24 protein-coding genes are annotated in these 23,677 nt (G+C 37.7%); 9 read left to right on the top strand and 15 right to left on the bottom strand.

The genetic code is table 11. The annotated features are described in order from the left end of the window. Window positions 1–13: 13 nt before the first annotated feature. A complete protein-coding gene (locus ACN5J7_RS08785; protein WP_418603620.1) occupies window positions 14–2,857 on the bottom strand; it encodes a TonB-dependent receptor domain-containing protein in 2,844 nt (947 codons plus the stop codon). A 159-nt stretch (window positions 2,858–3,016) separates the two neighbouring features. On the opposite strand from ACN5J7_RS08785, the gene ACN5J7_RS08780 reads away from it, so the two are divergent. The 7 genes from ACN5J7_RS08780 to ACN5J7_RS08750 all read left to right on the top strand — a co-directional run bounded on the left by ACN5J7_RS08780 (window position 3,017) and on the right by ACN5J7_RS08750 (window position 8,178). Beyond that, complete coding sequence (locus ACN5J7_RS08780; protein ID WP_418603619.1) at window positions 3,017–4,357, top strand: deoxyguanosinetriphosphate triphosphohydrolase; 1,341 nt, start codon at window positions 3,017–3,019, stop codon at window positions 4,355–4,357. A 239-nt stretch (window positions 4,358–4,596) separates the two neighbouring features. Further along, window positions 4,597–5,274 carry a tRNA (guanosine(46)-N7)-methyltransferase TrmB gene (trmB, locus tag ACN5J7_RS08775; RefSeq protein ID WP_418603618.1) on the top strand — a complete coding sequence of 226 codons (678 nt, stop codon included), beginning with the start codon at window positions 4,597–4,599 and terminating at the stop codon, window positions 5,272–5,274. After that, window positions 5,274–5,903 (top strand): LysE family transporter, encoded by a 630-nt coding sequence (locus ACN5J7_RS08770; RefSeq protein WP_311935406.1) that lies wholly within the window; start codon window positions 5,274–5,276, stop codon window positions 5,901–5,903. The genes trmB and ACN5J7_RS08770 overlap by 1 nt, the downstream gene beginning before the upstream one ends. Window positions 5,904–5,905: 2 nt before the next feature. After that, the gene (locus ACN5J7_RS08765; RefSeq protein ID WP_418603617.1) at window positions 5,906–6,235 is read left to right on the top strand and encodes an MGMT family protein; all 330 of its coding nucleotides are present in this window, start codon (window positions 5,906–5,908) and stop codon (window positions 6,233–6,235) included. 145 nt (window positions 6,236–6,380) lie between these two features. Next, window positions 6,381–7,517, top strand: coding sequence for an Mrp/NBP35 family ATP-binding protein (locus tag ACN5J7_RS08760; protein ID WP_311935400.1), 1,137 nt, complete (start codon window positions 6,381–6,383; stop codon window positions 7,515–7,517). A 3-nt stretch (window positions 7,518–7,520) separates the two neighbouring features. After that, window positions 7,521–7,766, top strand: coding sequence for a NifU family protein (locus tag ACN5J7_RS08755; protein ID WP_311935398.1), 246 nt, complete (start codon window positions 7,521–7,523; stop codon window positions 7,764–7,766). Window positions 7,767–7,845: 79 nt separating this feature from the next. Further along, window positions 7,846–8,178, top strand: coding sequence for a 2Fe-2S iron-sulfur cluster-binding protein (locus ACN5J7_RS08750; RefSeq protein ID WP_311935396.1), 333 nt, complete (start codon window positions 7,846–7,848; stop codon window positions 8,176–8,178). A gap of 78 nt (window positions 8,179–8,256) precedes the next feature. Here ACN5J7_RS08750 and ACN5J7_RS08745 read toward each other — a convergent pair whose 3' ends face one another. From ACN5J7_RS08745 to ACN5J7_RS08715, 7 genes are all read right to left on the bottom strand, one after another. Continuing rightward, a complete protein-coding gene (locus ACN5J7_RS08745; protein WP_418603616.1) occupies window positions 8,257–9,459 on the bottom strand; it encodes a glycoside hydrolase family 18 protein in 1,203 nt (400 codons plus the stop codon). A gap of 11 nt (window positions 9,460–9,470) precedes the next feature. Then, on the bottom strand, window positions 9,471–10,379 hold the full coding sequence (locus ACN5J7_RS08740; protein ID WP_418603615.1) for a serine/threonine protein phosphatase: 909 nt from the start codon (window positions 10,377–10,379) through the stop codon (window positions 9,471–9,473). A gap of 117 nt (window positions 10,380–10,496) precedes the next feature. Then, window positions 10,497–11,675 carry an acyl-CoA dehydrogenase family protein gene (locus ACN5J7_RS08735; protein ID WP_418603614.1) on the bottom strand — a complete coding sequence of 393 codons (1,179 nt, stop codon included), beginning with the start codon at window positions 11,673–11,675 and terminating at the stop codon, window positions 10,497–10,499. Window positions 11,676–11,794: 119 nt separating this feature from the next. Next, a complete protein-coding gene (locus ACN5J7_RS08730; protein WP_418603784.1) occupies window positions 11,795–12,508 on the bottom strand; it encodes a tRNA1(Val) (adenine(37)-N6)-methyltransferase in 714 nt (237 codons plus the stop codon). Between the two features lie 81 nt (window positions 12,509–12,589). Beyond that, window positions 12,590–13,114, bottom strand: coding sequence for a ribosome maturation factor RimM (rimM, locus tag ACN5J7_RS08725; RefSeq protein WP_311935389.1), 525 nt, complete (start codon window positions 13,112–13,114; stop codon window positions 12,590–12,592). Window positions 13,115–13,287: 173 nt separating this feature from the next. After that, window positions 13,288–13,806, bottom strand: a complete 519-nt coding sequence (locus ACN5J7_RS08720; RefSeq protein WP_311935387.1) for a 30S ribosomal protein S16 — start codon at window positions 13,804–13,806, stop codon at window positions 13,288–13,290. A gap of 144 nt (window positions 13,807–13,950) precedes the next feature. Continuing rightward, window positions 13,951–15,012 carry a lactonase family protein gene (locus tag ACN5J7_RS08715; RefSeq protein WP_418603613.1) on the bottom strand — a complete coding sequence of 354 codons (1,062 nt, stop codon included), beginning with the start codon at window positions 15,010–15,012 and terminating at the stop codon, window positions 13,951–13,953. 169 nt (window positions 15,013–15,181) lie between these two features. Here ACN5J7_RS08715 and dnaE point away from each other — a divergent pair, with 169 nt between their 5' ends. Next, the gene (dnaE, locus tag ACN5J7_RS08710) at window positions 15,182–19,570 is read left to right on the top strand and encodes a DNA polymerase III subunit alpha (protein ID WP_418603612.1); all 4,389 of its coding nucleotides are present in this window, start codon (window positions 15,182–15,184) and stop codon (window positions 19,568–19,570) included. 138 nt (window positions 19,571–19,708) lie between these two features. Here the strand turns inward: dnaE and ACN5J7_RS08705 are convergent, their stop codons facing one another. From ACN5J7_RS08705 to ACN5J7_RS08675, 7 genes are all read right to left on the bottom strand, one after another. Further along, entirely contained in the window at window positions 19,709–20,314 is a 606-nt protein-coding gene (locus ACN5J7_RS08705; protein WP_418603611.1) for a MarR family winged helix-turn-helix transcriptional regulator, read from the bottom strand. 86 nt (window positions 20,315–20,400) lie between these two features. After that, complete coding sequence (locus tag ACN5J7_RS08700) at window positions 20,401–20,664, bottom strand: DUF2024 family protein (RefSeq protein ID WP_418603610.1); 264 nt, start codon at window positions 20,662–20,664, stop codon at window positions 20,401–20,403. A gap of 1 nt (window position 20,665) precedes the next feature. Continuing rightward, on the bottom strand, window positions 20,666–20,902 hold the full coding sequence (locus ACN5J7_RS08695; protein WP_311935376.1) for a hexameric tyrosine-coordinated heme protein: 237 nt from the start codon (window positions 20,900–20,902) through the stop codon (window positions 20,666–20,668). Beyond that, window positions 20,903–21,619, bottom strand: a complete 717-nt coding sequence (locus ACN5J7_RS08690) for a hypothetical protein (RefSeq protein WP_311935374.1) — start codon at window positions 21,617–21,619, stop codon at window positions 20,903–20,905. 141 nt (window positions 21,620–21,760) lie between these two features. Then, a complete protein-coding gene (locus tag ACN5J7_RS08685) occupies window positions 21,761–21,994 on the bottom strand; it encodes a thioredoxin family protein (RefSeq protein ID WP_311935372.1) in 234 nt (77 codons plus the stop codon). Window positions 21,995–22,225: 231 nt separating this feature from the next. Beyond that, window positions 22,226–22,549, bottom strand: coding sequence for an ArsR/SmtB family transcription factor (locus ACN5J7_RS08680; RefSeq protein ID WP_418603609.1), 324 nt, complete (start codon window positions 22,547–22,549; stop codon window positions 22,226–22,228). Beyond that, a complete protein-coding gene (locus ACN5J7_RS08675) occupies window positions 22,539–22,970 on the bottom strand; it encodes an SRPBCC family protein (protein ID WP_418603608.1) in 432 nt (143 codons plus the stop codon). The genes ACN5J7_RS08680 and ACN5J7_RS08675 overlap by 11 nt, the downstream gene beginning before the upstream one ends. 341 nt (window positions 22,971–23,311) lie before the next feature. Between ACN5J7_RS08675 and trxA the strand changes: the two genes are divergently transcribed. Next, complete coding sequence (gene trxA / locus ACN5J7_RS08670; protein ID WP_237240951.1) at window positions 23,312–23,629, top strand: thioredoxin; 318 nt, start codon at window positions 23,312–23,314, stop codon at window positions 23,627–23,629. Window positions 23,630–23,677 lie beyond the last annotated feature (48 nt).

The following is a 23,677-nucleotide window of genomic DNA, read 5'->3' as shown; positions in this document are numbered from 1 at the left end:
TTAATTAATGGTTTTAAAATTTATATTTTAATTGGAGTCCAATGTTCATTCCTTTTTTATAGTTTGAAACATCTTTTCCGTTAGGGGATGTTACCACTATAGCGCCTTGGGTTGTTTCTCTAATATATTTTATACTTGGATTTAAAAGGTTTTTTGCGGCGACATTGATTTCAAACGTTTTGCCTATTTTATTTTTTAGAATAAAATCTAAAGTTGGAATCCCTTTTTCAATAACATTTCCTAAATGACCAGATCCTAAAGCATCAATTCTATCTGAAAAATAAGAGAATGATAAGGTTGCGTTGGGTTTGTAGTGTTCAAAAGATGTTGGTGAATAGTTAATATCTGCATTGATAATTAATGGCGAAGCGCCTTGTAATGCCTCTTTGTCATTTACAAAACTTACATTAAAATTGCTGCCAACGATGTCTTGATACAAATCTTGTTCAGTATACATATAAGTGGCATTTAGCCCCATAGAAAGTTCTGCTTTGTCATCTCCGTTAGTAATGATATTTTTTCTAATCTCTGCTTCGATACCATAGATTTGAGCTTTTTCGCCCGTTCTGAAAAAACGTTGTGTTCCTGTAGCGTCAAACGCTACAACTTGATTAATTGGATCTTTAATTTGTTTGTAGAATGCACCGAGTGAGATTAATTCTGATGTTGTTACAAACCATTCATATTTTAAATCGACATTTAAAATTGTTGAGTACGATACATCTTTTACATTAGTATATGAATCTCCTGCTTTTTGTCCCAACAGATCTGGATTTCCACCGATACGCTGCGATACACTTTCATAAACAAAAGGCGCCACTTCTTTAAATTCTGGAAGAGAAATGGTTTGACTTGCCGAAAAACGTAAATTTTGATCTTCGGTTATAGCATATTTTGCACTTAAACTCGGCAAATACAATACATCTGAAGCTTCAATATTATCGTTGCCATTTACACCTAAATTAATAACATCGTACTCAATGTATTGCTTAAAAGATTCTACCCTAACCCCTGGAATAATTAGCCATTTTTCATTTAGATTAATCTCAGCATTTAAGTAACCCGCGTAAATATCTAGTTTACCTTTATAGGTGTTTTCAGACAAACCCGGTCTGTTTGTATTACTAAGATTTGGATATGGTTTTATTACTTTAATCTCGTAAGTGCCTTGATTATCATTTAGATTTAAGTTATCTAAAGTGAAAAAGCTATTTAAATTATTAACGTTTTCAATTCCGCTGTTATCAATAATATCATAGCCATATCTAATATTGTCAAAACGACGTTCTTTAGTTCGCGCATTATAACCAACATTAATTTTAATGTTTTCAGAGGGTTTGTGAGCTAAGTTTAAACGACCGTTTAACTCTTCATCTTCGATGTTTTGGAAATAACGCTGATTATCAAAATCTACATTACTATAAAAAATAGGTTGAGTATTAGGGTCATTGTCCAATGCATATTGATAGTTTTCAAAATTTAAACGTTTTCTATCTGGTTCATGCGCAGCAACATAGTTGTGACCAAAGCCCCAATCTAATTCAATCTTATCAAATTTATGAGTTCCTAAAAGTTGATTAACATAAATAAGATTTTCATTAAATTGAATATTCTGCTGATAAAACCCTTCGTCTGTATTGGCAATAGCATCTCTATTTCGCCCTTTACCATCAATGCCAAAATATCCTATTTTATCTGACGAACTATTTACAAAAAGCGAGTTGAATTTAAGTGTATTGCTAGTATCAATTTTATAAATGATTGATGCCATGGCTGTAGTGGTGGTGCCGTATTCAAACTCTTCAGATTGCTCAAAGGCTTTTTTCTCAACATTGGTGTAATCTATTGAAGAGCCTTTTCTGTACTGGTAATCGTTTTCAAACGAACCAGTAGCGTAAAAACTAAGTTTTGATCCGTTTTCAAAATTGAATGATTTTCCAAAGGCACTATTAACACTTGTGTTTATTGGCATGCCAGCATCAACAGGGTCGAATCCGTGAGATAAAATAACGGCAAAAGGGTTATGCGCATATCGGTTATAAAACCCAAAATGACCTGTCCCTTCGCTTCTTACAAAGTCTTTTCCGATTGCATTGGTGTTAATTTCGGAGCCGATTCCAAAATCAAAGAAACCTGAGCCTTTATAAACTTTTGAGGAAATATCTACATTTCCTGCCGCAAAATCGCTATAAAATTTTGAAGAATACGCTTTACTAATCGAAACATTTTCAATAACATCAGAAGAGAATAAATCTAAATCAATATTCTTTTTGCTAACATCGTTGGATGGCAAAGACAACCCATTCATTGTGGTATTCAAATATCTATCTCCTAAACCACGCACATAGACATTACTTGAGCCTTCTTGCTTTGATACTCCAGAAATTTTAGCAATAGCTCCAGCAGCATGACTAACACCTTTTCTCGACAACTCTTCAAAACCAATACTTTGTTTAATTTCAACGGCTTTTTTTTGCTCTAAGAGTAGTGCTGTTTCGCTTTCTCGTTTTGTAGTTGTGGTAATAATGACTTCGTCTAAAGAAGCTGCACTTGCAGCCATAATTACATTTAATTCTGTCTTTTTACCAGCTACAATGTCAACACTAATCTCTTGTGTTTTGTAACCCACAAAACTAAAAACCAGTGTGTAACTTCCGGCTTCTAAATTTTCAAAAGCATATAAACCATCAAAGTCTGATGTTGTTCCCGTAGTCGTACCTTTTATTAAAACATTGGCAAACGCCAAGGGCTCATTATTAAACTCCTTATCGGTTATTTTTCCGGCCACTGAACCGGTGTTTTGGGTGTGTGAAAATGTTGCAGTAAGTAGTGTAAATAATAGTACTATATGTTTCATTATTTTTTTTAGTTTGATGCTGCAAAGAAAGGTTGTCAATGTAAAGGCGGTGTTAAGTAAGAATTAAACAACCGTGATGAAAATGTTATGCTAATGTTACCAGATTTTAGGTTTGTTTTTATCGAATTTACTTATCTTGCTTGCTCTTAAAAATGCAACATGAACTGGGAACAACTACTATCTTTAAAACGCTCTGGCGACACCAATAAACGCATACGAAAAGAACAAGACGAAACACGTTTGGGGTTTGAAGTGGATTACGATCGTATTATTTTTTCATCAGAATTCAGAAGCTTACAAGACAAAACCCAGGTTATTCCATTGTCCAAAACCGATTTTGTGCACACCCGATTAACACACAGTTTAGAAGTTAGCGTTGTGGGGCGTTCTTTAGGCAGGCGCGTGGGGCAAAAACTGCTGAAAAAGCATCCGCATTTGCAAAGCGTTCACGGGTATCAAGCTAACGATTTTGGCGCCATTGTTGCCGCAGCAGCTTTGGCGCACGATATTGGCAATCCGCCCTTTGGCCACTCCGGCGAAAAAGCCATTGGCGAGTATTTTAAAACAGGCGAAGGCCAAAAATATAAAGACCAACTAACCGAAAAAGAATATCAGGATTTATGCGATTTTGAAGGCAATGCGAACGGCTTTAAAATTTTAACCGAAGACCGCGCAGGACGCAACGGCGGCTTGCGACTAAGCTATGCCACATTGGGGGCGTTTATAAAATACCCAAAAGAGTCGTTGCCCAAAAAACCAACCCAACATATTGCCGATAAAAAATACGGCTTTTTTCAAAGTGAAAAAGAAGCGTTTAATGATGTTGCCAAAGAACTCGGATTATTAAAAAGAAGCGACAAGCACATCAGCTATTCGCGGCATCCATTGGCCTTTTTAGTCGAGGCCGCCGACGATATTTGTTACACCATTATCGATTTTGAAGACGGTATAAACCTCGGGCTCATTCAAGAAGAATTTGCGCTGGAATACCTTTCAAAAATCATTAGGGATAATATAAAACCAGAAAACTATTATGCGCTTTCAACCAAAGAAGACCGCATCGGATATCTGCGTGCCTTGGCCATAGGAAGCCTTATAAACGAAGCTGTCGATATTTTTATGGCGCACGAAGAAGCTATTTTGAGTGGCGATTTTAATAGTGGTTTGTTGGACAAAAGCAAATACGATGCGCAGATAAAGGATATCATAAAAATCAGCATCGAAAACATATACCAATCCACCGAGGTTATCGATAAGGAAATCGCAGGTTACGGCGTCATAAACACCTTGCTAAACACCTATACAACCGCCGTAAACAACACGTTTCACAACACCGCCTCCAATTACGATACCCTCATTTTAAAAGGCCTGCAAAAAACCATTAAAACCAATACATCCAGTTTGTACCATCGCTTAATGGGCGTATGCTATCACGTGTCGCTGCTTTCGGATAGCAAAGCCATTCTCGATTATAAAAAAATTAAAGGTATAGAATTTTAAGCCCATAATTTGGGCGTTACCACAACCCTTCGATTGCGCTCAGGGCAAGTGGTCGGGCTTTCACTACTCAATCCCTACTGCGTCGGGGATTTCAAACATTTAGCCTGCGGTAAGCGCAGTCTAACCGTTCAATCCCTAACGCGCTTTTTTGCTAATGTGTAATATAAGCATGAGCGCTCTCGTATATTTGCTTAATTTTGTCAAAATAATTAATAGTAATAAGAAATAGTAAATTACCTGTGGGAAGTAAAAACAAACTTAAACGCTTTAAAGAAAACGAAACCTTCAAAAATGTTTTCCAACCCAAACGGGACGAATTGGTTAATTCAAATTTCAATTTAAAAGGAAATTGGAGAACAACAGTCTTTAAAAACGATAATCCATTAATTTTAGAATTAGGTTGCGGAAAAGGCGAATATAGCGTCGCTTTGGCCCAAAAATATCCCAATAAAAATTTTATAGGTATCGATATAAAAGGCGCACGTTTTTGGAGAGGTGCAAAAACGGCCATTGAAGAAAAAATAGATAACGTGGCATTTCTTCGCATGCAAATTGAACTTATAGATTATGCCTTTGCCGAAAATGAAGTGGACGAAATTTGGATTACCTTCCCCGATCCGCAAATAAAATACAAGCGCACCAAACACCGCATGACTAATCCTGAGTTTTTAAAACGCTACAAGCAAATATTAAAACCAGAAGGTGTGGTAAACTTAAAAACCGATAGCGAATTTATGCACGGTTACACCCTTGGTTTATTGCATGGCGCAGGACACAAGGTGCTTTATGCTAATCATAACGTTTACAAACAAGAAGGCAGCCCCGAAGAAGTAACCAGCATTCAAACCTATTACGAATCGCAATATTTAGAGCAAAACAAACCAATTACGTATATTAGGTTTAAAATTAACGGTTAGTGGATATTACTTTTATCTTTTTTTTAGGGTTAATTATAGCGTTGGTTGGCGTAATTCCGCCAGGGTTGTTAAATATGACAGCCGCTAAAATAAGCCTAAAAGAAGGGCACTCCAGAGGTATTGTGTTTTCCATCGGGGTTTGCGTTATTGTTACGGCCCAAACTTATATCGCCGCTATTTTTGCACGGTATTTAAGTAACCACCCCGAAGTTATCGATGTGTTGCAACGGGTTGCATTTGTTATTTTTGTTCTTATAACCGTGTATTATCTGTTTATTGCCAAAACACAACCCAAAAAACAAGCATCGCCCAAAATAAGAAGCAAGCACAGTCGCTTTTTTCACGGGGTGTTTTTGTCGGCAATCAATGTGTTTCCAATTCCGTATCAAGCGTATATGACCATTACTTTGGCATCGGTTGGCTGGTTGGATTTCGATAAAATAAGTATTATTTCGTACGTTGCAGGTGCCACCACGGGAACCTTTGTAATGCTGTATATGTATATTTTCTTTTTCGATAAAATAAAGGAAAAGTCGGTTACCTCCCAAAAAAGCATGAATCTTATTATTGGTGGTATCACTGGGGTAATTTCCATAGTAACGCTAATAAATATCATAAAAGAGTTGTAGTGATGAAACCAGAAACTTTAAATTTCTTCGATAAAGTTTACGAAGTCGCTCGATTGATTCCCTACGGAAAAGTAACCAGCTACGGAGCCATAGCGAATTATTTGGGCGCAGCAAAAAGTGCGCGAATGGTGGGTTATGCCATGAATGGTTCGCATGGTAAAGATGTGCCGGCGCACCGTGTTGTAAACCGTAAAGGCTTGTTAACGGGAAAACATCATTTTGATGGCACCAACCTCATGCAGCAACTTCTGGAGAGCGAAGACATTGAGGTTGTTGACAACCAAATCCAAAATTTTGAATCTGTTTTTTGGGATCCTGTAAAGGCCTTGTAAATATGTCCTAATTTTTCAAATAATTACAAATTGCGCCTCGCATATACACACCCAAATAACACAAAAATCATTTCAAGAAAACCGCTTTAAAATCTAAACAATTCACTGTATATTTGTACTTTAGAATAAATCTAAATTGAAAGCTGTGAAATTAAACAAACAAGATATATTAAAAGCGCTCGAATCTATTACCGTTCCTGGTGAAGGCATGAATATGGTGGAGAGCAAAGCCGTAAAAAACGTCATCACTTTTGGTGATGAAGTTATCGTAGACATTACCATTGCAAACCCGAGTTTGCAGGCCAAAAAACGCGTTGAGGTCGATATCCTAAAAACCATCCACGAGAAAGTTTACGAAAAAGCTAAAATTACCGTAAACGTAAAAGTGGACGTGCCCGTAAAACCAAAAGCGAACGTTATAAAAGGTGCAGCGGTGCCTGGTTTAAGAAATATTATAGCCATTGCTTCCGGAAAAGGAGGCGTTGGAAAATCTACAGTTACGGCAAATTTAGCGGTGACTTTAGCCAAAATGGGCTTTAAAGTTGGGGTATTGGATGCCGATATTTACGGGCCATCAATTCCTATTATGTTTGATGTTGAAGCAGAACGTCCTTTGGCAGTGAATATTAATGGAAAATCTAAAATGAAACCTGTTGAGAATTACGGTGTTAAAGTATTGTCGATTGGCTTTTTTACAAAACCCGATCAAGCAGTTGTTTGGCGCGGACCAATGGCGGCGAAAGCGTTAAATCAAATGATTTTTGATGCGCATTGGGGCGAACTCGATTTTATGCTAATTGATTTACCACCGGGAACCGGAGATATTCATTTAAGTATCATGCAATCGCTACCAATCACCGGTGCAGTTGTAGTTAGTACGCCGCAAAATGTAGCCTTGGCCGATGCTAAAAAAGGCGTGGCCATGTTCCAACAAGAAAGTATAAATGTGCCCGTTTTAGGTATTATTGAAAATATGGCTTACTTTACGCCAGCTGAACTACCGGATAACAAATATTATATTTTCGGAAAAGAAGGAGCCAAACATCTTTCAGAAGATTTAAAGGTGCCATTTTTAGGCGAATTACCTTTGGTACAAAGCATTCGGGAAGCAGGCGATGTTGGTCGTCCAGCAGCTTTACAAACGGCAACCCCATTAGAGCAAGCTTTTGAAAAGTTAACTCAAAATGTAGTTCAAGAAGTGGTAAGGCGAAATGACGATTTGCCACCAACCGAGGCTATAAAAATTACAACAATGGCTGGATGTTCAGCAGTTAAAAAATAGGTTATGACATCAGAAGAACTTAAGTTAAATGTAGAAAAAGCACTGGAGGAGATTCGTCCGTTTTTGCAAAGCGATGGTGGCGATATTTCGTTGTTGTCCATCGAAGAAGACAACACCTTGGTTAAGGTTCAGTTGCAAGGTGCTTGTGTGGGCTGTAGTGTAAATCAAATGACACTTAAATCTGGTGTAGAAATGACTATTAAAAAACATGCGCCACAAATTAAGCAGGTTATAAATGTTGAAGCCTAATCAATTTTCATAAAAATTTATTAAAAAGTAAAAATGGGGGATGCTTTATAAACATGCCCTATGGTATTGAAATTATATCATGGAACAGGACATAAATATAAAAATAACAGATAGAGATGGCGTTACGCACGAGGTTGTTGCCCCAACCGATATGGCCATGAACCTTATGGAAGTGGTCAGGTCTTACGAGCTTGCACCAGAAGGTACCATTGGTGTTTGCGGTGGTATGGCTATGTGCGCGTCGTGCCAATGCTATGTTATATCAGAACATGAGCTTCCCGAAATGTCAGATGATGAGGAAGCGATGCTTTCTGAAGCTTTTGATGTTAAAGACAATAGCCGTTTGGGATGCCAAATACAAATGACACCAGACATGGAAGGTTTGGTCGTGGAGCTGGCTCCGGAGAGTTAATTTTTACCCGATAGTAGAGATTTCATTATTTCAAGGTTTTTTAATCTCATTCTTTATAAATATAGCGTTGGCTTATTCTTAGGGCAATTCACTGGCCTTATAAATAGCATTTAAAAGACTGTTTTTTTCTTTTACGTCCTGCCCAAGCTGCCAAAACATAATACCACCTAATTTTTCTTTTTTGGCATATTTTGTTTTAAGTTTTACCGATACCGTATCATCAAAAGTAATAAAAATGCTATCAGTCGCATTGAATAAATATGGTGCTTTGGCCACAGCATCCCAATGCCTTTTATAATTTTTGTCGCTTTCGTATTTTTCTCTAATATCTTTGTAAACAATGGTAGCATAGGCTCCTTTATTGGCTTGATACAGTCCATTGTTAATTGAAGCAACGCCTTTCCAAGCTTTACCGTAAAAAGCCGCACCAATTACAATTTGCTCGCGCTTTACGCCTTTTGAAATACAAAAATCAACTATCATTTCGGTTGAATTCGGCTCGTATTCCGTCTTATATTTAGCACTTCTTTTTTTCATTTCTTCATAAAAATCTGAAACTAAAGAATCTTTTAAATGTTCCGTTTTAATCCAGCCCAATGGTGTGTGATGCCCTGTAAATGGGGCGTTTCCACTAACTTGATCGTAAGTCATGATATTCATAAAATCAACATGTTTCATAACTTCAACAAGCTCAATATTATCGTAATACCGTTTCCAACCCGCCGATGCAAAGGTTAGGGTTTGTGTTCTGTCTAAAGTATTTAATGCTTCCCGGAGTTCTTTCATTAAAAGTGTAAAATTTTGCTTGTCTTCCGGTCGTGCTTTGGTGTTGGCGGCAGGAATTCCAGGGTATTCCCAATCTATATCTAAACCATCTAAACTATATTTTTTATTAAAACGAACAACGCTTTCCACAAATTTACGCCTGTTTTCCGGGGTATGTGCCATATCCGAAAACCCTTTAGAACCCCAGCCACCACAAGCAATCATCACCTTAAGGTTGGGATGATTTTTTCTTTGCTCCACTAATTGATGCAGTTTTTTGCCATACGAATCGTTGTTAAATTTCATCTCGTTATCAATCACCTTAGTGAACGAAAAAATAATGTGGGTAAGCTGATTTAATGGTAAATTTTCAGGGTTATAATCTTTTTCGGGAACATAATATGCCATTACAGCAATGGGTTTTTCGGTTTGGTTTTCATCTAAAACGGAGTTGGTATTTAGAGAAAAGGTGGTTAGTGAAAAAATAAAGACGAGACCATATTTTAATAAATTCATAGCTTTAGTTTTTATAAGATTGATTCTGTTTTATAGTCAATTAATCTTTTTGGGCCTTCGAGCAAGACCCTTACAATTTGAAGTGTGCCGTCTTCTTTTGTGGCAATTTGCCACTTAATTAATGAAATTTCACCATGTTCAATTTCAATGCCCGTAATACTTCGCGGATGCACACAGCTCCCATCGTTAAAAAAAGCAATATCTCCGGGTTCGGGAAAACGCGGTCTGTGGGTATGCCCAACAATGGTTAGCAAGTTGTTTTTTTCTGCAATCCATTTTTTGGTGCGTCGCTCAACTTTAATCAGTTCGGTATAGTTTTTTGCGGGACTTGTAGGGTCGGCAATTCCCATAACATTTAAGGGCTTCCACAGCACCCGAACCATAAATCGGCTCCATTTCCAAAATAAATAATTCCACCAATCGGCTTGATGGCCGTGGGTTAAAAATAATTCCTGTCCAGTTCTTGAATGTTTTAAAACGATACCTTCATGATACCTTATGTCGCCAAAAAGCTCTACATCTTCTCCAACTTTTGGGTCAAAATAAGTTGATAAATGTTTTTTTACGTATTCCGGATTTCTGTAAACCATGTCGTGGTTTCCCCAAATCATGTGTAATCGATTGGCTTTATGAAACAGTTTCATAAGCATATACACGTTTTTATGAGCGTTTAAAATAGCTTTGAACGATATGTTTTCCCAAAGTTCGTCGCCGTCACCAATTTCGCAATACTGAAAACCCTCGGCATAATAATGTTTTAACGCGTGAAAATAAATATTTCTGTTATTGGCAAAATCGTCTGCAAAGCTATTGTCGCCACGGTGGCAATCGCTAAAAAGAATAAACTTGCTATCGTCATCAAAATCAATGACTTTAGCACTTGCGTACGCGTTATCTAATCTTTTTTTAGATGAGAACATAAAAGTAAATGTAAACAAATTTCAATAAAAAAATGCTTCCCAATTTATGAGAAGCATTTTTATGATTCTTAAAAATGAATTACCCACAAGAGTGAGCTGCCAAATATCGCTTAGCGATTATTTAAACGCGTTAAGTCCTGTAATGTCTAAACCGGTAATTAATAAATGAATATCGTGTGTGCCTTCGTAAGTAATCACACTTTCTAAATTCATGGAATGGCGCATAATGGAATACTCGCCGGTAATGCCCATTCCGCCTAACATTTGTCTGGCTTCGCGGGCAATGTTAATAGCCATATCCACATTGTTGCGTTTCGCCATCGATATTTGTGCTGATGTGGCTTTATCTTCATTTCGCAGCACACCAAGTCTCCAAGTTAAAAGTTGGGCTTTGGTGATTTCTGTAATCATTTCAGCTAATTTTTTTTGTTGCAGTTGAAATTGCCCAATGGGTTTCCCAAACTGGATGCGTTCTTTGCTGTATCTTAAAGCCGTATCGTAACAGTCCATGGCAGCACCAATAGCGCCCCAGGCAATGCCGTAACGTGCGGAATCCAAACAACCAAGTGGTGCGCCCAGACCAGATTTGTTAGGTAATAAATTTTCTTTTGGCACTTTAACATTATCGAAAATAAGTTCGCCCGTGGCACTCGCACGAAGCGACCATTTGTTATGGGTTTCGGGCGTTGAAAAACCTTCCATCCCACGCTCGACAATTAATCCGTGAATCCTGCCTTCTTCGTTTTTTGCCCAAACCACGGCAATTTCTGCAAAAGGGGCATTGCTAATCCACATTTTGGCACCGTTTAAAAGATAGTGGTCGCCCATATCCTTAAAGTTGGTAACCATACCGCTTGGGTTGCTGCCATGGTCGGGTTCGGTTAAACCGAAACAGCCAATCCATTCGCCACTAGCCAGTTTTGGTAAGTATTTTTTACGCTGCGCTTCGTTGCCGTATTTCCAAATAGGATACATTACCAAAGAGGATTGCACCGACGCTGTACTGCGCACACCAGAATCACCGCGTTCAATTTCCTGCATAATCAATCCATAAGAAATTTGGTCTAATCCAGCACCGCCATATTCTTCGGGAATATAAGGGCCAAAAGCTCCAATTTCCGCCAATCCGTTTACGATTTGGTTTGGGAATTCCGCTTTTTGGGCATACTCTTCAATTATTGGAGACACATCGCGTTTTACCCATTCTCTAGCGGCATCACGCACTAGTTTGTGTTCTTCGGTTAAAAGCTCGTCTAAGTTGTAATAATCTGGAGCTTCAAATAAATCTGGCTTCATTTTAGATTCGTTTTTATGTTAAAAAAAGCAGCCCATTAATATATCTTAACTACGGTTCGCTTTTTTTTAATATTTTATCATTTTAAGTCCTCAAATTTAACTAATCCATATTGAATGGGTTACATTTTTATGTAGAAATCTTTTGTTAAATTGATGTATTCTTTGGTGTATTGATGTCTCTCGGTTTCAATAATTAATGCGTCTGTTTTTATAGCGCTTTCGCGGAAAGAAAATTCGATTAAACTACGTTTGATTTCAGAATTTGGGTGACCTTTTACGTGCAATAAATTATTGGGGAAAAGATGGGCTCTTGAAGCTAATTCAATAAGTTTTGATTCTTCTTTAAAAGGAATAATCACAGAGAAGGTGCCATGTTCTGAGAGTAATTTTGAAACGCTATCAACAAGGTGCTCAAACGGCATAGCATCGGTAAATCGGGCTAAATCACGTGCTTTTTTTTCTGTTTTGTAATCTTCAGAATAGAATGGCGGATTGGATACTATTACATCGTATTTATCTTCAATTTCTTCTGTAAAAGCTTCCAGTGAGGCGTGGTAACAAAACAATCGGTCTCCCCACGGAGATGCTTCAAAATTATCAACACATTGTTCGTAGGCGTTATCGTCAATTTCAATGGCATCAATCAATTCAGCGTTGCTGCGTTGTGCCAGCATAAGTGAGATAACACCGGTGCCGGCGCCAATATCTAAAACAGAAAACGGATTGTTTTTTAATGAACACCAAGCACCCAGCAACACGCTATCTGTACCAATTTTCATGGCGCATCGGTCTTGGTTGATAGTGAATTGTTTGAATTTGAAGGGTTTATTCATGGCTGTCATCCTGAACTTGTTTCAGGATCTCATAATTATAAGATGTGATGCTGAAATAAATTCAGCATGACGTTACGTTTACTACAGATACAAATCAATCAACCCCTCAGGGGTTTCAACAAGAATCGTTTTGTTTTCTCGATCAACTTTTAAAATAAACTCATCATTCATTGGTATTAATATTTCAATACCATCCCTGTCAATTTCAAAAAGCGACTGCGCTGTAGAATCATTAATGCTCGTTAACTTACCAACTTTACCATAGTTTTTATCTTCAATGGCAAACCCAATAACTTCGTGAAAATAAAACTTGTCGCCTTCTAGTTTCGGCAATAGGTCGAGCGGTAAATACAAATGGCTTTTCATAATGGCATCTGCATCGGCTTCGGTATCTACATCTTCAAATTTAATACGCAACAATTCAGATTTGTGTAGCTGTGAGCTTTCCACAAAAAAAGGAATTAGGTTGTTTTTAAGCTCTAAAAAAATGGTGTCTAAATGTTCGTAAATTTCAGGCTGATCGGTATCTAGTTTTGCTAAAACCTCGCCTTTAAAACTGTACTTTTTTACAATTTTACCTAAATAAAAACAGTCTTCTTTTGTCATTGAAAAGGCATTTTTTGTTATTCCCGCGAAGGCGGCAATCTATTTCAAGTTTATTCAAAGTTAATGAGATTCCCATCTTTATGGGAATTATTTAACCAAACTTTTAAAAGTGTGGTTAAATAAAAAACTCCGATAGAAGCTATCGGAGTTTAAAAGTATAAAAATAAAAGTTTTTATTCTTCTTCGTTTGAAGCTTCGGCCTCAACAGCAGGAGCAGCATCTTCAGCTACTTCTTCTTCAACAACAGGAGCAGCCGCAGCTATTCTTGCTTCGTTAACCGCTTTTTCAGCAGCTAATGCATCCGCTTTCGCTTTCGCTTCTGCTTCAGATAAACCATCAGTTTTAGCTTGTACTTTTCCAGCTTTTTCTTCTAACCAAGCTGTGAATTTTGCTTCTGCTTGCTCTTCGGTTAAAGCTCCTTTTTTAACACCACCTGCAAGGTGATTTTTTAGTAAAGCACCTTTGTAAGATAATAGGTTTTTAGCGGTGTCAGTTGGTTGTGCACCATTCTGTAACCATTTTACAGCACCATCAACATCTAATTCAACAGTTGCTGGATTTGTGTTTGGGTTGTAAGCACCTAATTTTTCCAAGTATTTACCATCTCTTTTTGAACGTGAGTCTGCTGCTACGATCCAATAGTAAGGTTTTCCTTTTTTACCGTGTCTTTGTAATCTAATTTTTACTGGCATAATAATTAATTATTTGAGGTTCTCGACCTCGGTTATTAATGAGGGCGCAAAGATACGTAAAAAGTTAAAAGTTAGAAGTAATAAATTAAAAGTTTTTTTAAAACTATTTGCACGAGGGAATTTAGGATAAAAACAGCAAACTTTTTAAAACAGCAAACAAACGGGTGTGGGCAATGGAACTTCGTTCAAAAATGAGAGGAATCCGGTTTGGGTATTCACTTTAAAAACAGAAATATTATTGCTTTTTTGATTAGCCACCAACAAGAATTTACCCGATGGATCTATAGCAAAGTTTCGTGGCCAATCGCCATGAACACTCATGTTTTGGATTTTAGTGAGTTTGCCGGAAGTAGTATCACGCTTAAAAACAACCATGGAATTTTCACCGCGATTTGAACCATATAAAAATTGCTCGTCTTTGGATAAATGGATATCGGCACAGTAGCTTTTTCCTTTAAAATCATCATCTAAAGTTGAAAGCGTTTCAATAAATTCAAACCCATTTTCTGTTTTTTTAGCTGACGTAATCGTGCTGGAAAGTTCGTTTATTATGTAAATGAATTTCCCATCTTTTGTCAACGAAAAATGTCTGGGGCCAGAACTGTCTTCCAGTTTTACAATTGAAGGAGTAATCAGTTTATAGTTATTGTTGGCTAAGCGATAATTAAAAACGGCATTGCGCCCTAAATCCGAAACCAATAAATCATCTTTAAAAAATTGAGCTGAATGTGCGTGTGAAGCAATGCTATCGGTTTTATGGTTTAAAACCTGAAATGCTTCATTTAAAGCGCCATCATTTTTAATATTATGTAACGAAAAATTGCCGCCGGTATAATTTGAAACAACGGCTTTATCACCTTGTTCGTTAATTGCAACATGGCAAGGGTGCGCCCCTTTTGTCCTCACTTTATTTATGAATGTTAGGGTTTTGTCGTCTTCCACTTTAAAAGCCGAAACACTGCCATTTTCATTTTCATTAACGGCATATAAATAATTTCTATCGCGTGAATAAGTTATAAATGAAGGGTTCTCTGAACTTGCTGCCAATTGTTTATTGGTCAATGCGCCAGTTTCAGAACTAAACTCAAATTGATAGATGCCTTCGCTTTCACCATTTGTGTAGGTGCCAACATATAAAGTGGTGTTTGGATTGGTACAGTTAAAAAGGATAGCGGTTAGCACAAATACTAATAATTTTGATTTCATAAGAAAATATTAATCCTCTAAAGTAGTTTATTTTATCGAAATGCAAAGATGAAACTTTGTTTACAAGTGTTTATAACTTCACTTTAAAAAAGTATAAATTCTATGTATTTTTATAGGCTAAGTTTTGTTTTTTATAAACGACTTAAACACAACCATCTAAACTTCAAGAATGTACTTAATTTTCGATACCGAAACCACAGGATTACCAAAACGTTGGGACGCGCCCATTACAGATACCGATAATTGGCCAAGGTGTATTCAAATTGCATGGCAGTTGCACGATGCTATGGGGAACTGTATCGATCATCAAGATTATTTGGTGCAACCGGATGGGTTTAACATCCCTTATGATGCCGAAAAAATCCATGGTATTTCTACCGAATTGGCACAAGAACAAGGTGTGCCTTTAGCCGAGGTTTTAGAAAAATTCAATGAAGCTTTGGGTAAAACCAAATTTGTGGTTGGGCAAAACGTTAAGTTCGATTTGAATATTATGGGTGCCGAATTTGTACGTGCCGATGTGGTAAACCCATTACAGGAATTACCCGTTTTAGATACCTGTACCGAGCACACCGCGCAATTGTGCCAAATCCCCGGCGGGCGTTACGGCAAGTTTAAATTACCAACCTTAACCGAACTTCACGAATTTTTATTTAATAAACCTTTTGCCGAAGCCCACAACGCTACTGCCGATGTTGAGGCGACCACACGTTGTTTTTTCGAATTGATTCGATTGGGAGAATATACCAAAGAACAATTGGATGTTCAGCCCGATTATTTTCAAAAATTCTCGGAAGCCAATCCGCAAACCATTCAACTTATTGGTTTAAAGCACATCAATCTTAAAAAGGAAAGTGCTAAGATTAATGCGCGTTTGCAAAAAGCACAAACCGCTGATATTTCTTCGGCAGAAATCAAACAAAACGTATCCGAATTAAAGGAAATCGATTTTGTGCATTTGCACAATCATTCCCAATTTTCGGTATTGCAATCCACCATGAGCGTGTCCGATATTGTTGCTGCCGCCGCCGAATACAACATGCCCGCTGTGGCGTTAACGGACCACGCCAATATGATGGGCGCTTTTCACTTTGTGAATGCAGTAAATAGACATAATAGTGGTGTTAAGGCTAAAATTAGAGCCGCCAAAGAAACAGGCGAAACGGTTACCGCCAAAGAAATAAAACCCATTATAGGTTGCGAGTTTTTTGTTTGCGAAAATCATTTGGATAAAACCAGAAAAGATAATGGCTACCAAATCGTACTATTGGCCAAAAACAAAAACGGCTATCATAATTTGGCTAAATTATCGTCGCACGCTTTTGTTAATGGTTTTTATTATTTACCTCGAATCGATAAAAAACTCATTCAAGAATATAAAGAAGATTTAATTGTATTAACGGGGAATTTATACGGCGAAGTCCCAAGTAAAGTTTTAAATATTGGCGAAAATCAAGCCGAAGAAGCTTTGCTGTGGTGGAAAAATGAGTTTGGAGATGATTTGTATGTCGAGCTAATGCGCCACAACCAAGAAGATGAAAATCGCGTTAACCCCGTATTAATTCAATTGGCAAAAAAGCACGATGTTAAGTTGGTGGCCTCCAACAACACCTATTACAGAAAGCAAGACGATGCCAATGCACACGATATTTTACTCTGTGTAAAAGATGGCGAAAAGCAAGCCACTCCCATTGGTCGCGGTCGTGGGTATCGTTACGGATTGCCAAATCAAGAGTACTATTTTAAGTCTTCTGACGAGATGAAAAATGCCTTTAAAGATGTGCCCGAGGCGATTACAAATATCCAAGAGGTGGTCGATAAAGTGGAGGCTTATCAATTGGCGCGCGATGTGTTGTTGCCAGCCTTCGATATTCCCGAGCAGTTTAAGCACGAAGACGATTTAAACGATGGCGGAAAACGTGGTGAAAACGCGTATTTACGTCATTTAACTTACGAAGGCGCGAAAAAACGCTATGGTGAAGATTTAACGGAAGAAATTAAAGAGCGACTCGATTTTGAGTTGAGCGTTATTGAAAACACAGGGTATCCCGGATATTTTTTAATTGTAGAGGATTTTATTCGCGAGGCCCGAAATATGGACGTGTCCGTTGGTCCTGGTCGTGGTTCGGCAGCAGGTTCGGTAGTGGCATATTGCCTTTGGATTACCAATATCGATCCGCTTAAATACGATTTACTTTTTGAGCGTTTCCTAAATCCAGACCGTATTAGTATGCCCGATATCGATATTGATTTTGATGATGAAGGCCGAAGTCGCGTGATGGATTACGTGATTGAAAAGTACGGAAGCAACCAAGTGGCGCAAATCATTACCTACGGTACCATGGCGGCAAAATCGTCTATTCGAGATACGGCGCGTGTGCTCGATTTGCCTTTGTTTGATGCCGATAGAATTGCAAAACTTATCCCGACCATGTCTAAGCTCGGAAAGATTTTTGGGTTGGACGAAAAGGAATTGGCTAAAAAATTCAGGGCTGAAGATCTGGAAAAAGTCAATCAACTTTTAAATATTTCTGAAGGTGAGGATTTGGAAGCCGAAACCGTAAATCTTGCCCGAACGCTTGAAGGTTCGGTGCGAAATACCGGAATTCATGCCTGTGGGGTTATCATCACTCCCGACGATATTACCAAGTTCGTGCCTGTGGCAACAGCAAAAGATTCCGATTTATATGTTACCCAATTTGACAACTCGGTGGTTGAAGATGCTGGTTTATTAAAAATGGATTTCTTGGGATTAAAAACGCTGACTTTAATTAAAGACACCGTTAAAATTGTAAAGGCAAAACACAATATTCAACTCGATCCGGACTCATTTCCTTTAGATGATGAAAAAACATATCAATTGTTCCAACGCGGAGAAACCGTTGGGGTATTCCAATACGAATCTCCCGGTATGCAAAAACATCTTAAAGATTTAAAGCCAACGGTTTTTGAAGATTTAATTGCTATGAATGCCCTGTATCGTCCCGGGCCCATGGAATATATTCCGAGTTTCGTTCGCAGAAAACATGGCGACGAAGCCATTGAGTACGATTTGCCGGCGATGGAAGAATACCTCAAGGAAACATACGGAATCACCGTATACCAAGAGCAAGTGATGCTACTTTCGCAAAAACTGGCCGGATTTACCAAAGGTGAAGCCGATGTATTGCGTAAAGCCATGGGGAAAAAGCAAATTGCTGTTCTCGATAAAATGAAGCCTAAATTTATTGAGCAGGCCAGCGCAAACGGACACGATGCCAAAATTTTGGAAAAAGTTTGGAAAGACTGGGAAGCCTTTGCGAGTTACGCCTTTAACAAATCGCACTCCACTTGTTACGCGTGGATTGCTTATCAAACGGCATATTTAAAAGCCCACTATCCTGCAGAATATATGGCTGCTGTATTATCCAATAACATGAACGATATTAAGCAGGTAACCTTCTTTATGGAAGAGTGTAAACGTATGAAACTCAACGTGCTCGGGCCCGATGTAAACGAAAGTTATTATAAGTTTTCGGTAAATCAAGATAATGCGGTGCGTTTTGGCATGGGCGCCATAAAAGGGGTTGGCCACGGTGCGGTAATGACCATTGTTGAAAACAGAAAAGAAGATGGCCATTATAAATCTATTTTCGATTTCGCAAAGCGGATAGATTTACGAGCAGCCAACAAAAAAGCATTTGAAAATCTAGCATTAGCAGGAGGTTTTGATAGTTTGGCCAACACCCATAGAGCCCAATATTTCCATGATGATGGCGATGGCATTACGTTTCTTGAGAAAGCTATAAAGTATGCCCAAAAACACAAAGAGAACGAAAACTCTGCACAGGTAAGTTTGTTTGGCGAGGCGAGTGAAGTACAAATTGCCGAACCCGAAGTGCCGCCATGCGAAGAATGGGGCACGATGGAAAAACTGAGTAAAGAGCGCGAAGTTGTTGGCGTCTATATTTCTGGGCATCCCTTAGACGATTTTAAGATCGAAATGAAAACCTTTTGCAACGGTACGGTTGCCATGTTTAATAATTTAGAGCCTTACGTGAACCGGGAAATTGTTTTTGGCGGTGTAGTAACCGATGTGCAGCACCGTGTGAGCAAACAGGGTAAAGGATGGGCGCTATTTACCATTGAAGATTATACCGATAGTTTTGAGTTCAGGATTTTTGGGGAAGAGTATTTAAAGTACAGACATTTTTTACTCAAAAACAGTTTTGTGTTTGTAAAAACTTTTGTGCGCGAAGGTTGGGTGAATAAAGACACGGGAAAGAAAAGCGATCCAAGATTGCAGTTTAACAGTTTCCAGTTGTTGCACGATGTGATGGAAAATTATGCAAAAAAGCTGTCTATTCAAGTGGATATTAAAGACCTGAGTGAACAAAAAATTATGGCATTAAAAGAATTGATAAACATGCATCCGGGGAATCAAGCTCTTAATTTTTTAGTGTACGATACCAAAGAAAAAATTAAATTGACCATGCCCAGTAGAAAGCAAAAAGTAAAAGTGTGTCAAGAACTTTTGGGTGAATTGGAGGCGCATGATGTTAGGTTTAAATTGAATTGATATCGTTGGAACTGTCATTCTGAGCTTTTTCATTAGAAAAAAAGCGTAAGAATCTGTTTAAACGTAGTTTCTGTTGATTTTAAGAATTCCTAACAAAAAAATGTTACTGTCGAGCCTCCCTCACAATGACGGTTTATATTAAGCTTTCATCTCAAACTCCTCGCAATCAATCCGAATTTCAGAATTCAACAATTCCTTTTCCAATAAATTGCAATAATGTTGATTGTTGTTTTTTTGATAGAACTTGCAAGCATAACAAGTGCGTTGCACCGTTAAAACACCTATTCGATTTAATTTGTAAATGAGTTTGCTGAGCGTGTTGAAGGTGGATTCTAAATCGGCATCACTAATACCGTTTAATTGATTTTTTAAAGGTTGCGCAAAATTTTCGGTTTCTAAAATTATGGTTTTACCAGAATCTGTTAATTGTACCGCGTAACTTCTACTATCGGAAGTGGAGAACACTTTTTCAATCAACCCTTTATTTACCAAAACCTTCACAGCATCACTAATTGTGGGTTTTGTAACGTTGAATTCTTTGGCCAAATGGCTCACATTACAAAACTCAATTTTGTGATAATTTATAAAAATGAGTATTTGAATTTGAATTGGGCTCAAACCTAAAAGCTTTGCCTTTTCCCAAAGCAATACTTTAAAGGCTTCGGAAATGCGCTCTAAACCAGCAACGATTTTGCTGGAAACATCAGAGATTTGCTGATTGGGATTAAAAATACTATCGCTCATAATAAAATGCCTGCCAATATTAGGTTGACAGGCAAAGTTAGTAATCAATATTAGGTTGACAGGCAAAGTTAGTAATCCTAATTAAGTTAGTTGCAATTTTCCATTTCAATAATCGAAAATCCTTTCCTTTGGATGTCTTTTATAACGGCATCCGTAGCCTGTTCAATATGACAAAAATTACAGATTTTAGACGAGATGCTTTCAGTTTTAAAAGCTTTACTTTTTAAATAACTTGTACCGTAATTTAAAATGGTTTGCTCATCTTGTAAGCTGTTTGGCACCAGAATATCAAAATGCATTAACTTACCGTCGTCTCTTTTTACATAGGTATCCCAAACTGAAACTTTCATATTAACTTTTTTTAGATTTCCAATAGTTATTTGCTTTGGCAACGGTTTGATAATTTATAGCAACGACTTGCGATGCCGCTATTAAAAATTGGGCGTTATCCTCGTAAGCTTTTCTTCCGCTTTTTAGTTTTTCCATATCAGGTTGTGTGTATTTTACACCCATTCTCGACATTTTTATAGCAAGTTCAAACCCGTCTTGAGGTGTTTTTGTTATTAAAGTTGTTAACCAAATATCCATTTATTTTACTTTATAAGGTAATGATAAATCGCCACTCGCCACACTATACACCTCGTAAACGCCAAGCATGGGCGTATTTTCTATACTGGTGTTCACTTTCATGAAAGCCGTAACAGCATCAAAGGAAAAATCGGTTTTGTTATTGATTCTATAATCTGGAACAATTACTTTAATGGTGTTTGCTTTTGTAACAACAGGATACCCCGGAGAATCCATATACATGGGCATGCCTGGGTTTGTGGGCGGTAAAACCACAGACTCATCGTCTTTTTTAAATTGCTTCACCGAAAGTCCGCCTTTTACGCGTTTGTCTTCAACCAAAATCACCCAATGCGGATGCCATATTACACCGTCGTTGTCGTAAATAGCATCTGAGTTTTCATCCCAAAGTGGGGTGTCATCAAAGTCTGGATGAGAGGTAAGGGCAAGCGCAACAATACCTTCGGTTGCGTTAAAACCTACGTCTGTTGGCTTTAAATTTGTTGGGAATACATAGCCTAAAACGGGAGCGCCATCTAATTGGCCTGCTTTTTTAGGTGTTGTTTCGCCAGCATTACCTTTTACTGCAATTTCCCAAACGGTAATGTTTAAATCTGAATCGTGGGTAACATGCGTAGAGGTAATTGCGAAATTGTCGCTTTGGTATTGATGGTCTTGCCCTTGGATATTTGCTGTGTATAGAAACACAGCTGCTATTAATAATACTATTGATTTCATGCGTTTATTTTTATTGTTTTTTTAATTGTCACATGCGACATCCATTTAATCATTTCCTTGGGTATCAAGTTTTAGTTACGGATGTTTCATACATTTGATAGGTTTAAAAATTAGGATTCCTAACCAAATAGGTTAAAAAAATTAACCTTTTACCGCTTCCATTGAAGCGCCAAAGTTAATGTGAAGTACATTTCCGTTTGGTGTTACCAACGCTGGAACCGATTTTACACCAGCCTTTTCAGCTTCTGAAATTCTTGAACTGTCTTCGCCAAAATGTACAATGTCTACATTTTCTGCTCCTATTAAATTAACAATGTCGTGTTCTGCGCTTACACATACAGGGCATCCTGCGTGATAAAAAATTGATTTACTCATAATATTTGGTTTTAAAGATTTATTAGGATGTAAATATAGTTAGGATTCCTAACTAAATAAAATATTTTAACATTTATTTTTAATTTTAGTGCGATTCTGAGCTTTTTCATTAGAAAGAAAACGGGAACCTGTTTGTCGAATGCTTTAGGTTTTTAACGTACAATTAAAAGATTGCCACACTTCAACTGCGCTTAGTGCAGGCTATCTTCGTCCTTACAATTGCGGTATCAATTATACCTTATTATCTAAGTAGTCGCCTAAATCACTCAATTTATCATCCCAGAATTGCTCGTAAAACTTCAACCATTTATTGACTTTTTGAAGCTCTTTGGGGTTGGCGTTACAAAAGCGTTCCCGACCTTCGGTTTCAATGTAAACCAATCCTGCGTCCTCTAAAGTTTTAATGTGCTTGGTAACCCCTTGCCTTGTCATTTCAAATTGATTTGAGATTTGGGTAATAGACAGTGCTGAGGTAGCAAATACCAAGGCATGAAAAATATCACGCCTTGTGGGATCTGCTATAGCTTTAAAAAGTTTGGTGATTTTATCCTGCATTAACCTCTTGTTTTAAATAAGTGGTTAATCCGGCCATGCAATTATCCCAACCGCCGTTAAAGCTTTCAAACATGGCAATGGCGGTTTCGCCTGGGTAATTCGAAATATTGGAATGCTCTAAAGTTAGCTTTGTGCCGTTTTGGGTGGCTTCCAGTTCCCATTTTACGGTGGTCTCGACTTTGGTGTCGCCAACTATCCAAGTATATATTAACACATACGGATTTGCTTTTTTTACTTCGCCACTTATAACCGTGCAACCTTTTTCGTTTGGCGGCGATGTAAAGGTGTATTGGTATCCGGGTTCGGCTTTAAAATCGGCCGGGATAAACCAGGTTGAGATTTCTTCGGCTTTTGTAATGGCATTCCAAACCACATCGATATTGTGATTTAGCATGGTTTCTTTTTTAATAACATCATTCATAATTTTTTGTTTTTTGATTAATATGCAACTTTGTGGTTGCTAAATTAGGGCAAATATTTTTAATACGCAACTTTTTGGTTGCGTAATTGAATTTTAAAATGGCGTTCGGTATTGCGCAAGGGATAGTAGCGACATCCTTTTTTGCCATTAAAGCAAAAAAGATATAGCGGATAGCCCGACCTCCCGATAGTTATCGGGAGTGGTTGAGCCCTAAAAAAATTGAAATAACCTAAACCAATATGGTTATAAATAAAACAAATTGTTGGTTTGTAAGCTATAGAGAATATTTTGACTAAATTTGTAAATAAATAAAAAAGTAAAACCTATTAAAATATAAAATTATGGCATTAGAAATAACAGATGCGACGTTTGAAGAAACAGTTTTAAAAAGCGATAAGCCCGTACTAGTTGACTTTTGGGCAGCGTGGTGTGGACCATGTAGAATGGTTGGGCCGGTTATTGAAGAAATTAGCGGCGAATACGAAGGTAAAGCTGTTGTGGGTAAAGTAGATGTTGATGCAAATCAGGAGTTTGCTGCAAAATACGGTGTACGTAACATTCCTACGGTATTGGTTTTCCAAAACGGGGAAGTTGTTGGAAGACAAGTTGGTGTAGCGCCTAAGAATGCTTATACTGATGCTATTGATGCGCTTTTATAGCAGATAGTTAAAAAGAAAAATGAAAAGGTTTGCCATTTATGGTGAACC

Origin of the sequence: Hwangdonia sp. (assembly GCF_048381975.1) — a bacterium.
In the GTDB taxonomy this organism is placed as follows: domain Bacteria; phylum Bacteroidota; class Bacteroidia; order Flavobacteriales; family Flavobacteriaceae; genus Hwangdonia; species Hwangdonia seohaensis.
Note: the sequence above shows the minus strand (reverse complement) of the source record. Positions and strands in the feature narration are given on the sequence as shown.

Bases quoted from the DNA above. Each gene is read 5' to 3' on its own strand.
- ACN5J7_RS08785 (WP_418603620.1), bottom strand. From the start codon at position 2,857: ATGAAACATATAGTACTATTATTTACACTACTTACTGCAACATTTTCA.
- ACN5J7_RS08780 (WP_418603619.1), top strand. From the start codon at position 3,017: ATGAACTGGGAACAACTACTATCTTTAAAACGCTCTGGCGACACCAAT.
- ACN5J7_RS08765 (WP_418603617.1), top strand. From the start codon at position 5,906: ATGAAACCAGAAACTTTAAATTTCTTCGATAAAGTTTACGAAGTCGCT.
- ACN5J7_RS08755 (WP_311935398.1), top strand. From the start codon at position 7,521: ATGACATCAGAAGAACTTAAGTTAAATGTAGAAAAAGCACTGGAGGAG.
- ACN5J7_RS08750 (WP_311935396.1), top strand. From the start codon at position 7,846: ATGGAACAGGACATAAATATAAAAATAACAGATAGAGATGGCGTTACG.
- ACN5J7_RS08745 (WP_418603616.1), bottom strand. From the start codon at position 9,459: ATGAATTTATTAAAATATGGTCTCGTCTTTATTTTTTCACTAACCACC.
- ACN5J7_RS08740 (WP_418603615.1), bottom strand. From the start codon at position 10,379: ATGTTCTCATCTAAAAAAAGATTAGATAACGCGTACGCAAGTGCTAAA.
- ACN5J7_RS08735 (WP_418603614.1), bottom strand. From the start codon at position 11,675: ATGAAGCCAGATTTATTTGAAGCTCCAGATTATTACAACTTAGACGAG.
- ACN5J7_RS08730 (WP_418603784.1), bottom strand. From the start codon at position 12,508: ATGAATAAACCCTTCAAATTCAAACAATTCACTATCAACCAAGACCGA.
- rimM (WP_311935389.1), bottom strand. From the start codon at position 13,114: ATGACAAAAGAAGACTGTTTTTATTTAGGTAAAATTGTAAAAAAGTAC.
- ACN5J7_RS08720 (WP_311935387.1), bottom strand. From the start codon at position 13,806: ATGCCAGTAAAAATTAGATTACAAAGACACGGTAAAAAAGGAAAACCT.
- ACN5J7_RS08715 (WP_418603613.1), bottom strand. From the start codon at position 15,012: ATGAAATCAAAATTATTAGTATTTGTGCTAACCGCTATCCTTTTTAAC.
- dnaE (WP_418603612.1), top strand. From the start codon at position 15,182: ATGTACTTAATTTTCGATACCGAAACCACAGGATTACCAAAACGTTGG.
- ACN5J7_RS08705 (WP_418603611.1), bottom strand. From the start codon at position 20,314: ATGAGCGATAGTATTTTTAATCCCAATCAGCAAATCTCTGATGTTTCC.
- ACN5J7_RS08700 (WP_418603610.1), bottom strand. From the start codon at position 20,664: ATGAAAGTTTCAGTTTGGGATACCTATGTAAAAAGAGACGACGGTAAG.
- ACN5J7_RS08695 (WP_311935376.1), bottom strand. From the start codon at position 20,902: ATGGATATTTGGTTAACAACTTTAATAACAAAAACACCTCAAGACGGG.
- ACN5J7_RS08690 (WP_311935374.1), bottom strand. From the start codon at position 21,619: ATGAAATCAATAGTATTATTAATAGCAGCTGTGTTTCTATACACAGCA.
- ACN5J7_RS08685 (WP_311935372.1), bottom strand. From the start codon at position 21,994: ATGAGTAAATCAATTTTTTATCACGCAGGATGCCCTGTATGTGTAAGC.
- ACN5J7_RS08680 (WP_418603609.1), bottom strand. From the start codon at position 22,549: ATGCAGGATAAAATCACCAAACTTTTTAAAGCTATAGCAGATCCCACA.
- ACN5J7_RS08675 (WP_418603608.1), bottom strand. From the start codon at position 22,970: ATGAATGATGTTATTAAAAAAGAAACCATGCTAAATCACAATATCGAT.
- trxA (WP_237240951.1), top strand. From the start codon at position 23,312: ATGGCATTAGAAATAACAGATGCGACGTTTGAAGAAACAGTTTTAAAA.